This window comes from Trichocoleus sp. FACHB-262, assembly GCF_014696035.1.
GTDB lineage: Bacteria > Cyanobacteriota > Cyanobacteriia > FACHB-46 > FACHB-46 > Trichocoleus.
Map to the genome: position 1 here is coordinate 22,243 of NZ_JACJPK010000061.1, position 13,710 is coordinate 35,952.

General features: G+C 48.2%; 11 protein-coding genes. 7 read left to right on the forward strand and 4 right to left on the reverse strand.

Annotated elements, in window-relative coordinates:
* Nucleotides 1-140: 140 nt before the first annotated feature.
* Both H6F68_RS11650 and H6F68_RS11655 read left to right on the forward strand, forming a co-directional pair.
* A complete protein-coding gene (locus tag H6F68_RS11650) occupies nucleotides 141-1,400 on the forward strand; it encodes a DUF4912 domain-containing protein (RefSeq protein WP_190559169.1) in 1,260 nt (419 codons plus the stop codon).
* 309 nt (nucleotides 1,401-1,709) lie between these two features.
* A complete protein-coding gene (locus H6F68_RS11655) occupies nucleotides 1,710-2,648 on the forward strand; it encodes a protein kinase domain-containing protein (protein WP_190559171.1) in 939 nt (312 codons plus the stop codon).
* A gap of 134 nt (nucleotides 2,649-2,782) precedes the next feature.
* On the opposite strand, the gene H6F68_RS11660 is transcribed toward H6F68_RS11655, so the two are convergent.
* Nucleotides 2,783-3,052, reverse strand: a complete 270-nt coding sequence (locus H6F68_RS11660) for a hypothetical protein (protein ID WP_190559173.1) — start codon at nucleotides 3,050-3,052, stop codon at nucleotides 2,783-2,785.
* A 204-nt stretch (nucleotides 3,053-3,256) separates the two neighbouring features.
* On the opposite strand from H6F68_RS11660, the gene H6F68_RS11665 reads away from it, so the two are divergent.
* Complete coding sequence (locus tag H6F68_RS11665) at nucleotides 3,257-4,168, forward strand: glycosyltransferase (protein WP_190559174.1); 912 nt, start codon at nucleotides 3,257-3,259, stop codon at nucleotides 4,166-4,168.
* Between the two features lie 22 nt (nucleotides 4,169-4,190).
* Here H6F68_RS11665 and H6F68_RS11670 read toward each other — a convergent pair whose 3' ends face one another.
* On the reverse strand, nucleotides 4,191-4,412 hold the full coding sequence (locus H6F68_RS11670) for a hypothetical protein (protein ID WP_190559176.1): 222 nt from the start codon (nucleotides 4,410-4,412) through the stop codon (nucleotides 4,191-4,193).
* 2 nt (nucleotides 4,413-4,414) lie between these two features.
* On the opposite strand from H6F68_RS11670, the gene H6F68_RS11675 reads away from it, so the two are divergent.
* Complete coding sequence (locus H6F68_RS11675) at nucleotides 4,415-4,963, forward strand: methylated-DNA--[protein]-cysteine S-methyltransferase (RefSeq protein WP_190559178.1); 549 nt, start codon at nucleotides 4,415-4,417, stop codon at nucleotides 4,961-4,963.
* A 147-nt stretch (nucleotides 4,964-5,110) separates the two neighbouring features.
* The gene (locus H6F68_RS11680; RefSeq protein ID WP_313930090.1) at nucleotides 5,111-5,941 is read left to right on the forward strand and encodes a prohibitin family protein; all 831 of its coding nucleotides are present in this window, start codon (nucleotides 5,111-5,113) and stop codon (nucleotides 5,939-5,941) included.
* Here H6F68_RS11680 and H6F68_RS11685 read toward each other — a convergent pair.
* Together H6F68_RS11685 and H6F68_RS11690 are read right to left on the reverse strand one after the other, a co-directional pair.
* The gene (locus H6F68_RS11685) at nucleotides 5,938-8,532 is read right to left on the reverse strand and encodes a PAS domain S-box protein (protein ID WP_190559182.1); all 2,595 of its coding nucleotides are present in this window, start codon (nucleotides 8,530-8,532) and stop codon (nucleotides 5,938-5,940) included. The genes H6F68_RS11680 and H6F68_RS11685 overlap by 4 nt on opposite strands.
* Nucleotides 8,533-8,705: 173 nt before the next feature.
* Nucleotides 8,706-10,685 carry a protein kinase domain-containing protein gene (locus H6F68_RS11690; RefSeq protein ID WP_190559185.1) on the reverse strand — a complete coding sequence of 660 codons (1,980 nt, stop codon included), beginning with the start codon at nucleotides 10,683-10,685 and terminating at the stop codon, nucleotides 8,706-8,708.
* A 293-nt stretch (nucleotides 10,686-10,978) separates the two neighbouring features.
* Here H6F68_RS11690 and H6F68_RS11695 point away from each other — a divergent pair, with 293 nt between their 5' ends.
* Both H6F68_RS11695 and H6F68_RS11700 read left to right on the forward strand, forming a co-directional pair.
* Nucleotides 10,979-11,545 carry an FHA domain-containing protein gene (locus tag H6F68_RS11695; protein ID WP_190553504.1) on the forward strand — a complete coding sequence of 189 codons (567 nt, stop codon included), beginning with the start codon at nucleotides 10,979-10,981 and terminating at the stop codon, nucleotides 11,543-11,545.
* 10 nt (nucleotides 11,546-11,555) lie between these two features.
* On the forward strand, nucleotides 11,556-13,688 hold the full coding sequence (locus H6F68_RS11700; protein ID WP_190559187.1) for a mechanosensitive ion channel domain-containing protein: 2,133 nt from the start codon (nucleotides 11,556-11,558) through the stop codon (nucleotides 13,686-13,688).
* Nucleotides 13,689-13,710: the final 22 nt, after the last annotated feature.

Here is a 13,710-nt window from a genome sequence, read left to right on the forward strand (position 1 = left end):
TTCGTTTTGCAAGTAGGGAGGGGCTACAGAGCGGAAGGTAACGATTGTGCAGAGTCTACGAGCAGGCATGCATCACTCGCTTATGCGTCAAGTCATCTAGTGATCTACTTGCCGTTGAAACTATTTGGAGACCCTAACTCATGGCTAAGGAACGTCCACCTTTAGAAGAGATGACTCTGCGGCAGCTACGTAAAGTGGCTAGCGAATGCAATATTTCTCGCTATAGCCGCATGCGTAAAGATCAGCTGCTAGCAGCGATTCAAGAAGTGCAACGCACCAAGTTTTCTCTCAGTCCATCTCGCACGCTGGAGGCACAAGAAGAAGTGGAAGCAGCAAAGTTTGATGTAGGTCAAGAAGACCGTACAGGAGGTTCGCTAGCTGCCGTTGATGAAGGATTGGCCGATCTCCCTGAGGGGTATGGGGAGAGCCGCATTGTTCTGATGCCTCGTGACCCACAGTGGGCTTACACCTATTGGGATATCCCCAATGAGCACAAGGAAGACTTGCGCCGTCAAGGTGGTCAACAACTGGCTCTGCGTCTTTATGATGTGACAGATGTAAGCCTGGAATACCAAAGCCCCCACAGCATTCAAGAGTATCCCAGCGATGAATTGGCGCGTGAGTGGTATTTACCCGTTCCAGTCAGCGATCGCGACTATGTCGTAGATATCGGTTATCGTTGTGCGGATGGTCGCTGGTTGGTGTTGGCGCGTTCTGCTCCGGTGCGGGTGCCTCCCGTGTATCCCTCTGACTGGATTGAAGATCAGTTCATCTCACTCGGCTGGGAAGAAGATCTACGCGGTAAGACCTTCCTAGAGCTAATTCCACCTGCTAAGCGAGCTGCAGCGGCTCCAACTGGCTACGATGCAGGTGCCGCGATCGATGCTGCTGGCAACCCCATCTACGACGCCATCTTCGGTATGGCGCAAACGACGGAAGCTCAGCGGGTCGCGGGTTCGCTCTACGGCTCGATGCAGCAAGTGCCTGTACACGAGCAAGCAGTTAGCTCTTATGTCTTCCCCTCTGGTGTGGGCATGTGGGCAGTCCCCACGGCTTCTGGCTTGAATATGTCTGGTGTCGGCATGTCTGGAGCTGGCTTCGCTTCCGCCCCTCCCATTCGCCCTCGTCAGTTCTGGCTAGTTGCGGATGCAGAACTAATTGTCTATGGTGCCACCGAACCCGATGCGACAGTAACGATTGGTGGTCGCCCCATCAAGCTCAACCCAGACGGCACGTTCCGCTTCCAAATGTCGTTCCAAGATGGCTTGATCGACTACCCCATCATGGCGGTGGCAGCAGATGGCGAACAAACGCGATCGATCCACATGAATTTCACTCGCGAAACGCCTTCTCGCAATACCAACACGAAGGAAGAAGCCGTTCCCGAATGGCTGTCCTAATTCCTTAAAGTTACACAAATAAAAACAAAAAAACCCTGGTCACGCGATCGGGGTTTTTTATTCTTGAAAGCTATCGCTTCCATCTCTTATACGATGTCTGATGCCAGTTCTTTGTGCCTAACTACCTATCAAGGGATCTTAAGCTGATTCACGAGTCTAAAATGCCAAAAAATATGCTCACCTAAATATCTACATTGGCAAACTATACAGAAAAGCACACCTAAATATCCTAATCTAGGATTTTAGATGGGATAAATACATGCAGTAAATAGTTAGTCTTCAAAAATAAGAAATCTCGGAAAGAGAGATATGGAAGTTTATTTTGAGAAACCTATCGGTAACGGAACCTTTGCTGATGTCTGGTTAGGAACTGATGAGATAGGGCGAAGTGTTGCGATCAAGGTTTTGCGAGAAAGTAAAAATGTTTCTACGGTGCTTCAACATGCTCAGGCATTAGTGAGAGCAAAACATCCCAATGTTGTAGAAATATATTCGATTGAAAAGTTACAAGTTCTAGGCCAAGGTAAAGAACAATGCATTGTAATGGAATATGTGAATGGATGCACTCTAGCTGAGAAATTTTGTGTCGACTTGGAGCTTAAAGAAGCGTTTGATATTGGCAAGGCAATAATTTCTGGAGTTCAATATATTCATGCTCAAGGATTAGCTCATATGGATCTCCATGGTGAGAATATATTAATAACAAAAGAAGGAGACGTTAAAATTATCGATATTATGTATATGAGCTCTTTGTCAGAAGCTTCTGACAAAGTAAGATTTAATTGTCTGAGTTCTGATACAAAGCAGTTAATAGAGCTTCTAAGCCAGTTGCTGACAAATTCTCCTTTTGGAAAAGAAGCCAAGTCTTACTTTTTAGAAAGTTTAGATGACCAGATTAACTTAAATGATATCAGACGAAATTATTTTGATATTTTTACGATTGTTAGTGAAGAAATTGAATATATGATCGATTTTTTAAAGGTAAATCCAGTGAAACTGAAGCTTTATAAATTTAGAGCCGAATGTGAAAGTGACACTAATTCACTACAGAATATTCTAAAAGAAGAGGCTGTAAGTATAAGTAAGTCAAAGCAATATTTTCCTGATGTAGAGGTTAGATTGGTTACAACCCTTACTTTAGACGAGATTCGACAAAAAATGAGAGCAATAGAGGATTCTCATGTGATGATCCAGACTATTTCTCATCATTTAGACTATACAGGCAAAAGAGACTACGACCTTATATAATTCCGTACTCAAAGAAGCAAAGATAAATATTTATCTATTAAGAAGTGCAGATAGCCAAAGTCATTAAGCGCTACTCAATACTACAGCGATCATCAATCTTCTAAATTAGGTTGCTACAAAATAAGTGCACTATTTCACAGAAGACCATGGTTAGGTACGATCGCTGGGTGATAGAGAGCGATGCAGTAGTTTTTGATGAATTGTCCCAGGCGCGATCGCTGGGCTGCGAGGTTGTGAAGGGCGATCGTAGTAGTTTTTGATGAATTGTCCCAGGCGCGATCGCTAGGTTGTGGGCTAGTAAAGAGCGATCGCACAACTCCACCGTTATGCCACCAAACTAGCTGCTGAGCGTAGTATTGCTGCTGCTCGTAATCATGTGTGGAGATGCATATAAATGCAGACATAGTTCTATCCAAAGGAGTATGTAGAACGTATGTTAAATATTCTATACAAAGAAGGGCGTAAAGAAAATTCATTAAATTAGCCAGCCTAACTACATAGTTAGGGTTTCAGTCCAAATAAATAGTTGGTTTGTCTGGAGCATCTACGTCAATTTTGCGTTGAGAGATGTCTGAAGTTGTCTAACTAAACTTTGGAGCTTTGAAACAATGAGCAGTTTTCAGCATTTTTTGATTACACGAATCAATATAGATTGGAATATCTCCAAACCGCGATCGCAGCAAGAGCGAAATAACATAGATTTCTTAAAATACAGATTAGATATTTTTGAGAAAACTTGCTATCCATCTGTTAAGGCACAAACAGAAAAAAAGTTCACTTGGCTAATACTTCTGGACGCTGAATTGCCAAGCATGTTCAGAGAACGAATTCAAAGTTATTGCTCTCATTCTAATATTGAAATTCTACCTGTCTATATCAGTAGCAAAGAAAATTGTCTGAGTGAGTTGAAAGCGGCGATCTCTGAAAAAACTTTAAAAACAACTACACACATTATCACTACTAACCTGGATAGTGACGATGCTGTATCCCGAAAATTTATTTCCACTATACAAAATCAGTTTCGGGAGCAAGATTCTGAGTTTATTAATTTTCCCTTTGGCTATTTATATCAATTAAAAGAGCAAAAGGCTTTTCTGCGAGAGTGGCTAACTGCACCATGCTACACCTTGATTGAGGATCATAAGAATTTTGAAACTGTCTTGAAGTATGGTCATGATCAAATCTCAAACTATAAGGTTTATCATGTGTTTACAACTCCTTTGTGGTTAATGACCGCTCACAATATGAATGTGAGAACAAAGTTTGATGTTGCTGCTGCATGGCAACCTACAAATAGAGTCAGTGAAGAGTTTTGCATAAATCTTGAGTTGCCGAAGAAAAGATTGTTAGAAAGTTCTAAAGAATTTTTCACAGAATCTTTGAATGTAGTTTTGTCGAGGCGAAGTTGGGATACTCCAAAAGTTAAATTCAGAAAAATAGTAAATATTTTTTCCCCATTTCTGATCCGTTTGGCTAGAAGAGCCCAATACTCGCAAAAAAATCAAAGTCTTTCATCGTAAGGTGCTTTTATTCAATCCGAGTCTATATCGTGAGTTCTAAGCTTGGTTGTTGTTTTGGCTCTTGTGAAGGCGATCGCAAAGCTATAGAGCAAGCTACAGGAATTGTTTGAGGAGAACTATGATTAGGGGTGATCGCCAAGTTGTGGAAGGCGATCGCTAACAAAACTGCCAACAGGTGAATCAGTGTTAAATGTAGGCTTTGATGCGGGTTGCAGTCTAACTCCTGCTCTAGAGGAACAATCATCTTTGGAGTTGGGCCTGACTCCAGCAACTGACCAGCGTTGGGGTAAAGGAGCACAAGTGTGCTTTAGTACTGCGTCCTGCTCGTTGGGGTTACTGCTGGTTGCGGCCACGCCAAAAGGTTTGTGTTCCGTTGCGCTGGGTGACTCACAGGAGAAGCTGGTAGCTGCCTTACGCCAAGATTTTCCTGCGGCTAACATTCATGCAGATGATTCACATCTGCAAGCTTGGAGTGCATCACTTCTGAGACACTTAGTAGGGCAGGAACCGCGCCTAGATTTACCTTTGGATATCCCAGCCACAGCGTTTCAGTGGCGCGTTTGGCAGATTCTGCGTTCCATTAACTACGGTGACACTCGCTCCTACTCACAAGTGGCCGAAATGATGGGGCAACCACAAGCAGTGCGGGCAGTGGCGCGGGCTTGTGCAACTAATCCGGTAGCGCTGGTGGTGCCATGCCATCGAGTGGTGCGAAGTGATGGTTCGCTGGGTGGTTTTCGTTGGGGCTTAGAACGTAAACAGGCGTTGCTGGCTCAAGAACGTCAGTATTTGTAGCGCTCAGAATTTTCTTAGTTGTCACTGCTGGAGTGAATCATCCACAGGATCTTTTGAGGCTCACTATAATAGGGGCGATCGCACTCAAGGCTACTAATAGCCAATACAGCTTTGAAAAGCCAATATTTTCAGACCTGGCAATCACTGGTGCTAGGGATTATCGCTACAGTTTTAGTCTTAGTCAGTTTCAATTCTTTTATTGTCATCAATCCTGGTGAAGCAGGAGTACTGAGCATTTTGGGTAAGGCCAAAGATGGAGTACTCGAAGAAGGATTGCACTTCAAACCGCCTCTGGTTTCCCAAGTGGCGATCTACGACCTAACGGTACAGAAATTTGAAGTGCCTGCCCAAAGCTCTACGCGGGATCTGCAAGACTTATCGGCCCGCTTTGCCATCAACTTTCGGATTGATCCAGCCGAAGTAGTGGAGATTCGGCGTAAGCAAGGCACCTTGGCAAACATTGTCTCCAAAATCATTGCGCCGCAAACTCAAGAATCCTTCAAGATTGCGGCAGCGAGAAGAACAGTCGAAGAAGCTATTACCAAGCGCAATGACCTCAAAGAAGACTTCGACACAGCCCTGGGTCAGCGATTGGAAAAGTACGGCATTTTGGTGATCGATACGAGCGTGGTAGATCTTACCTTCTCACCAGAGTTTGCCAGAGCCGTAGAGGAAAAGCAGATCGCGGAGCAACGGGCACAGCGAGCTGTATATGTGGCGCAAGAAGCCGAGCAAGAAGCCCAAGCAGACATCAACCGGGCGCGAGGCCGAGCCGAAGCCCAACGCCTACTAGCCGAAACTCTCAAAGCGGAAGGAGGCCAGCTCGTGCTTCAAAAAGAAGCGATCGAAGCTTGGCGACAGGGTGGCTCTCAAATGCCTGAAGTGTTAGTCATGGGTGACAAGGGAAATAACGTCCCCTTCTTGTTCAACCTAGGTAATTTACAGCAAGCACCCAAACTTAGATCGGAAGGCACTTAGCGCCTAAAAATGGTCTGTAGCGTGTTCGTCAGTTCCTCATGCGTGTAAGGCTGATTGAGCACGGCCTTAATATTGCTTCTTAGCTCAGTACTGACGAGATCAGGGAGTGGCTTGTCAGTGCTGACAACAACCCAAACCTGCGAGTTGATTTTGTGCAATGCCTGAATCACGGTGGGGCCATCGAGTTCTGGAACGGCCATATCGATCACCACTAAGCAAATCTCAGACCAGTGATGAGCATAGAGGGCGATCGCTTCAATGCCATCACCTGCCGTTAAAACCTGATAACCACAACTCTCCAGCAGGGTTTTGCTCATCTCACGAGCATCTGAATTGCCCTCAACCACCAAAATTAAGCTACTTTCGGTGCTGAGTAGGGGTGAATTATTGCCGGGGGTAGGACGAGGAATGCCAGGCAAATACACCTTGAATTGTGACCCTTTACCGACAGCACTGGATACATCTACGGCTCCTCCATGCCCTTTGATAATGCCTACTACTGTTGATAACCCTAAACCTGTGCCTTGACCAAAGGCTTTGGTGGTGAAGAAGGGGTCAAAAATACGGTGGAGGTTTTCTCCAGAAATCCCCAGCCCCGTATCAGCCACCGTAATCACTACATAGGGACCAGGCTTAGAGACTGGGTGCGCCCAAATATTACTCGGATCAATCCAAAGGTTGTCTGCAACTAGGCGGAGAATACCACCGTTGGGCATGGCATCTTGAGCGTTATCACAGAGACAGATTAGGGCTTGATGCAGTTGCTCAGCGTCTCCCGTAATCAGCCAAAGGTCTGTAACCGCTAGGTTAGTCCGAATTAGGATATTCCGGGGAAACTGTTGTTTAAGAGTTTGCTCAACCCCTGAAATTAATTGGTTCACGTCAATGGTTCGCTTTTCGCCCTCAATTCCCCGGACAAAATCTAGTACCTGTTGCAGCAAACTAGCACTCCGTTTGGCATTCTTCTCTAACATCACCAGGAGTTGCTGGCTCTGTTCATCTTGCAGCTTTTGAGAGAGCAGTTGGACTGCCATCAAAATGGGTGCGAGCGCATTGTTGAGATCATGGGCCAGTCCCTTAGTCACGGTGCTGATGCCCTCGAAGCGCTGAGTCCGTAAGCGTTGACTCTCTGCTTGTTTTCTCTGCGTGATGTCAGTATTGACGATCAAGATTGATTTAGGGATCTGGTTTTGCCGAATTAAAGACCAACGACTCTCAACCGTTACCTGCCTGCCGTCTTTTGTGCGTTGACACAACTCACCTTGCCACTCTCCCTGTTGATTCACCGCTTTTTGAGCAGATTGGAGGCTTGGACCCAGTTCGTCAAATAGCAATTCATCCAGGTAATGTCCGATCGCTTCATTGGCTGCCCAACCAAACAAGCGAGTTGCACCACTGTTCCAAAAGAGAATGCGGTTTTCTAGATCTAAAACCAGAATGGCATCCTGGGAATGGTTAAAGAGCAACGCATGTTCGCGAATTTGTTCTTCCGTTTGCTCGCGCTCGGTAATGTCTGCTTGGAGGCCAACAAAGTAAAGTAGTTCACCGCCCTTGGTGCACACTGGAGAAATTCTGAGTTGATTCCAGAAAGGCTGGCCATCTTTGCGGTAGTTCAGGATCGTGGTTTGGATCTCTCGGCGTTGTGCGATCGCCTGGCGAATCTGAGCGACTGTGTTGGGGGCAGTGCCTTCGCCTTGCAAAAAGCGGCAGTTACGACCCAAAGCTTCTGTGGCAGAGTAGCCCGTAATTCGAGAGAAAGCAGGATTGGTGTAAATAATTGGATTATCGTTCTGGTTAGGATCGCTCAATAAGATGCCATCCGAGGCAGAGTTGATCGCCTGAGCAAAGTTGACATTGGCGATCGCCATTGCCGCCTCTCTATCCACTTCAGCCGCGTTGGTTGCTTGGGGTTGCATCCAGCCCCCCCCGCCTAACAACTCCTGCTGAACTCTTAGCCAATAAGTATTGAAAAAATCTGCTAGCCGAGGCTCTTGCTCAACCAAAGTCGCAAAATTTTCTTGAAAGCGTCTGTCAGCTTCATAGGTGACATCCGGGTGAGCTTTCATCCATTCATGGCTAGTCTTGATGTAAGCAATGAAGGTGACAAGATAGTGATAATTCTCATTGCCTAAAAGCTGGCGCAGTTCTCGACGGCAATCTTCGGCACGGTCTGCTTGTAACGCGATAAAGATGGCACAGCACAAAAGACTTTCACTCAGAGTTGAGTTCAACTCTGAGAAAAGCTGCGCTACGTCTGCTTGTGCCGCTAGCCGATTGAGATGGCGATCGATCTCTTGTTGGTTGGGAGGCGCTAATTCAAGAAAAGCTAGAATTTCTGGCGCTTGCATGCCCAGTGCATAAAGCGAGCAACTATGGCAGATTAGGCAATACGGAACTGGACAGAAGCGGGAAAGATAACCTGAAAGTTTTTCCTTAAATAATGCGGGTAAGGGATTTTCGATATAGGCTGCGAGAGTTTGCTGCCAAAGGTTTTCTAAGATTGCTGGAGTTGCTAACGCAGGTGAGAAAAAAGGTGGAACAAATCCAAACTTCTCCTCAATTTCTGTAGAAATTTCTGTACTAGTGCGCATGAATGAGATCAAGTTTAATGAAATAAGTTTTAAAAGTAGCTAAACGAATATTTGGATAGGCTTAACCATCCAGCCTGCCGTTCAGGTCGGTTCTAAATCAGGATAACGAATACCTAAACAACTTGTACCAGTAAATAGTCCTGAGAAAAGGTGCTCCTGTATGTTTAGCTTGTTTAGCGCCCTAACTTTTGTCGCATTTTTTGCCGTACTTGAATGGCGTCTGGATAATCTGGCTTGATCTGGATGGCTTTATCAATTGAGGTCACCGCTTCATCAAAGCGCCGCAAGCTCCAAAGCGCTACACCGCGATTATTCCAAGCTTCAGCTAAGTCAGGTTTCAATGTGGTGGCTTGGTCATAGGCTGCAACTGCTTCATCAGGCCGATCTAGTAGCAGTAGTGCCGATCCTTTGTTGCTCCAAGCTTCTGCAAAGTTGGGTTTCAGGGCGATCGCTTGGTCATAGAGGGCGATCGCTTCCGAATGGCGCTTGAGCTGATCTAGAGCATAACCCTTACTCCACAAAGCTTCTGGAGATTTAGGATTACTTGCTAGCGCTTTGTCACAAGCAGTAATGGCTTCTCCGGGCCGCTGCAATTGGTTCAAGCTGTAGCAACGGCCCCATTGGGCAGCGGCGTTGGTTGAATCTTGGGCGATCGCTTGGTCATACAGAGCCAAAGCTTTCTCTGGCTGATTGGCGCTACGCAAACCATCCGCTTGTGCCAAGAGCGGGGCGATCGGAGGTTGAGCGGGGGCGGCACTGGGAGCGGTGGGAATCGGTGCCGCAGCAGGGGTTGGGGATGCGGCTTGAGGAGCGGTGGCGGGAGCAGAGGGGGCTGGAGTCGCAGCAGGAGTGGGGTTGGCGGAGGGAGAGGAAGCAGGTTGGGCGGTGGTGGCTGAAGTAGAGGCGGTCTGTGTAGCAGGCTTAGCGGTAAACAAAGCTTTGGCAACCAAGAAGGTGGCGGCGATCGCTACTAAAACTGCCAAAATCGCTTTGGGCTTCACGCTTTGGCTCTGGGTGGCACTCGGTAAAACAGCCGTAGGTATGGAACTTCTAGCCGAGGGAGAAGGTTGTGTCTCTGGGAGTGCTGTAGTCGAAGGTAGTAGATTACTCGCAGCATGAACAGGCTGATTCGCAGGCGGACCTGCTACAGCTACGGTAGGAGCGGTAACTGTAGGGGGTGTCGATTGGGCTGGGATGGCAACTGTATCTAAATCTGTATCTACATCTGCTGTATTTTCAGCGATCGGGTTAGGGCTGGGGGCAGAGACAGCGATCGCGGCTAATAATTCAGCAGGTAAAGCTTGTAACGCGGCCAAGGCGTCGCTTGCCGTCGTGTAGCGTGCCCGGAAGTCGTACCGCACCATGCGATCGAGAAGGTCTGCCAACTCAGGAGTCGCATGAGTAGCACGGTCGCGCCATTGAATTTCTCCAGTCTTGACGTCTTCACTGAGATGCCGAGGATGAACGCCTGTGAGCGCTTGAATGCCGATCATCCCGACTGCATAAAGGTCGCTACTGAAGCGAGGGTTGCCGCCTAGTTGCTCATTGGGCATGTAGCCCTGAGTGCCAATCGAAATGGTGAGATTCGTATGTCCAGACTTCGCAGTGACGATTTGGGTACTCACCTGTTTTACCGCACCAAAATCAATCAGCACGATTTTGCCATCCTGACGGCGACGCATCAGATTAGGTGGCTTAATGTCGCGGTGAATTACATTCTGCTCATGCACAAAGGCAAGCGCGTGCAAAATATCTTGTAACAATGCCAAGACTCGCGCTTCGGGCCAAGGCTGTCCAGCAATTAGCTCCTCGGAAAGGGATGCCCCATCAATAAACTCTTGCACCAAATAAAACTCTTGGTCTTCCTCGAAGTGAGCCATGAGCCGAGGAATTTGGTCATGGCTGCCAAGCTGGTAGAGCACTTTGGCCTCGGTATCAAACAACCGTCTAGCTGTTTGCAGGCTGCTGGCATCGGTGACTTGAGGTTTCAGTTGCTTGACCACGCAGCAAGGATGGTCGGGCAAATGCATATCTTCTGCCAGAAACGTCTGCCCAAAACCTCCTGCTCCCAACTTGCTCAGGACTTTATAACGTCCGCCGAGGGGTTTGTCAGGGTTCGGTGATTGCAGTAACCGTAAAAGATTTAAGCCCATGCTATGCCCTGTGCCTCAAAGTCGTTGCTAGTAACCTGCCGCTAGTAAATTGAAAGTTTTCTGCGGAAAAAGTTTCAATCGAGTTACCCATGCTTAGTCCACTGGGCAATGATCGCTTTCCTGTTCCAATGCGCATTTCAGGCTCGATGGTTTATCATACCGACGGTAATCAAGTAGTATTCCACCCGTTAGCTTTGTTGATTTGGGTTGTTTGCGGTGGCCTTTGCCTAGTCCAACAACCCCACAAATCCAAGGTGGTGAAGTAGTAGGAACTAGCTGCTAGAAGGCGTGCCATGTCTACTGATGAGTCTGTGTATGTACAACTAGTTTGGGAAGACACAGCAACTGGAGAGGTGCAGCAACCATTGCTCGCTGCGCCGATCGCAATTGGTCGAGAACGGGACCAAATGCCAGAAAATCTGGGCGACAAACCAATCTCCCATCTAGAGTTAGCCCACAAAGAAGTTTCGCGCTTTCACACCCTGATCACAGTCGCGAACTCTCAGCTTTATATCACCGATCGCAGTGCTAACGGTACCTTTCTGAATGGTCGGGCGATTCGTCCCGGCAGTCATCCATTTTCTAGTAAAGATACCATTCGCATCGGACCCTACAAAATTATCGCTACGGTCATGGGGGAAGGTGACCCCAACGCCACCGCTCTGAACCGAGAGCGCACTCATTTTGACCAACAGCCCAGCGCTCTGCACAAAAACACGATGGTAATTTGGCTGATCGGCGGTATTGTGCTGTTGTTGATGGGAGTAGGAGCTTGGGGCTTAGTCAGCACGTTGCTAGAGCGATCGCGGCCCCAAGTCCCAGAAACCCCTGCCCCCACTCGTCCTGCTCCTAATTCGTGAGGATTCTCTGATGACTGCTCCGAAGCCTACGTTTTGCTGCCTGCGATCGCATGACTCAAGGCTGCAACGAGCGTGGCAAGGATGGCGGCGACGGCTCGTATGGCACGATGGGCGATCGCGGCGGGTGCAACGGCGCTGGGGTTGGCTGTGGTTAGGGTTGCTGACCTGCTGGCTAACGCTCTGGCTCACATTCATCCCCAGCTCAGGGTTGGCTCAGACCAGCTCTAGTAACCGAGCTGCCCAATCCCCTGTGGTGCTCGATGGTCGGGTGTTGTTTCAAGTTGGTAATTTTGGCAATTTCACTGCCTTGGAGCGGGCAGCGATCGTCAATGCGGCGCTAGAGCAGGAAGTGCGCTCTCCTCAACCCGCCGTGATTGAGGTAGCCGAAGAAAATCAACAAACTATTATTCGTAGCCAACCCAACGATCGCACCTTGCTTACCGTCACCGAGCGGGATGTGTTGCAAGGCACGAACCCAGTCAGTCAAGGCCGATTTTGGAGCCGTTTGATTGAGGCGGCAGTACGGCAAGGCCAGCTAGAGCGTGGTTCTGCTTATTTTCAGCAAGCTTTGGTATTTAGCTCAGTTGTGTTGTTAGGCGCGATCGCCATCCAGCTAATTTTATGGGTGGGTGAACGTTTCTTAGTCCGGCAGTTAGCTCGGCATCTAGGGCATCCTGCTTCGTCTCTCCATCCTTGGGAGCAGCCTGCTAAATTGTTGCTGCACTTAGCCTTAATCGGCTTGCAGGCAGGGCTTTGGACTGCGGTGGCCTGGTACGTGACAGATCTCTTTCCTGAAGCTCGCAGTTGGCGCTATCGTCTGTTTAATTTCTTGACCGTGCCTGTGGTCAGCTTAGGCGAGAGTAACTATTCAGCGCTGCAACTGTTGTTGCTCCTAGCCTTTACATCAGGATTGTGGTTTGCCGTCAGCGGCCTAACTCGCCTGTTTCGGTTCTACGTCCTCGCTCGGACGGGCGCTGAACCACGAGTGCAAGAACTGCTCGCTGTCTTAACCCAGTACGTCATGACCTTCTTAGGCTTGATTGTGCTGCTGCAAATCTGGGGTTTAGATGTCCGTTCTTTAGCCATTCTGGCCAGCGTCCTGGGGGTGGGGATTGGCTTCGGCGTTCAGAACATCACCAACAACTTCATCAGTGGTCTGATCATCACGTTAGAGCGACCGATCCAAGTCGGCGATCTGATTAAAGTCAATGAGCTATTGGGCACGGTGAAACGGATTGGGGCCCGGAGCACAGAGATTAGTACCTTCGACCAAGTAACGATTATTGTGCCCAACTCTCGTTTCTTGGAGAGTGAGGTAATCAATTGGAGCCACGGTGATCCAGTTTCGCGATTGAAGCTGGCTGTAGGAGTTGCCTACGGCTCAGACATCGAGCAGGTGCAGGCAGCGCTCTTGGAGGCGGCCAAGAGCCATCCCGAGGTGTTGGTGAAACCGCAGCCCGAAGTTTGGTTTCAAGGCTTTGGCGACAATTCTTTGAACTTTGAGTTGCTGGTGTGGACTGGAGAGCCGAAAAAACAGTTTCGAGTCAAAAGCGATATTTACTACCGCATTGAAGCTTCGCTGCGCCGCAATGAGATTGAAATTCCGTTTCCGCAGCGAGATCTGCATGTGCGATCGCCCGAACTCAAGCAGTTGTTGGCCTCGTTGCAACCACCGCCGTTCCCGTCCTGGAAACCCCAGCGATCAATCTCAAACGGAAATAAATCTAGCGATCGCCCCATTTCCACTTTGCCTGAATCCACCGATGGATTTACTGGAGCTGCTGTCACCATGCTCGCCCTTGACGACTCCAGCCACTCAGATCTGGACACCTTAATCACAACGATACGAGGGCCAGCAGGACTCAAAATTCAAGACCGTCGCTATCGTCTGAATCTTTATCCTGCCTGCTTCACAGGAGCCGAAGCGGTGGAGTGGTTTGTGCAAACCCAAAACTGTACCCGTGAGGCAGCGATTCGGCTAGGCCAAAGCTTGATCGAGCAAGGTGTGATTCACCACGTCTTAGATGAGCGTCCGTTTGAAGATGGCTATGTTTTCTATCGCTTTTATGCCGATGAAGAAAATGCCAATGCGGAGAATGCTGATGGAGAGAATACCGATGAGACAGAAATCAGCGATTGTTGAGTCGTTTATCCACTAAGAACCA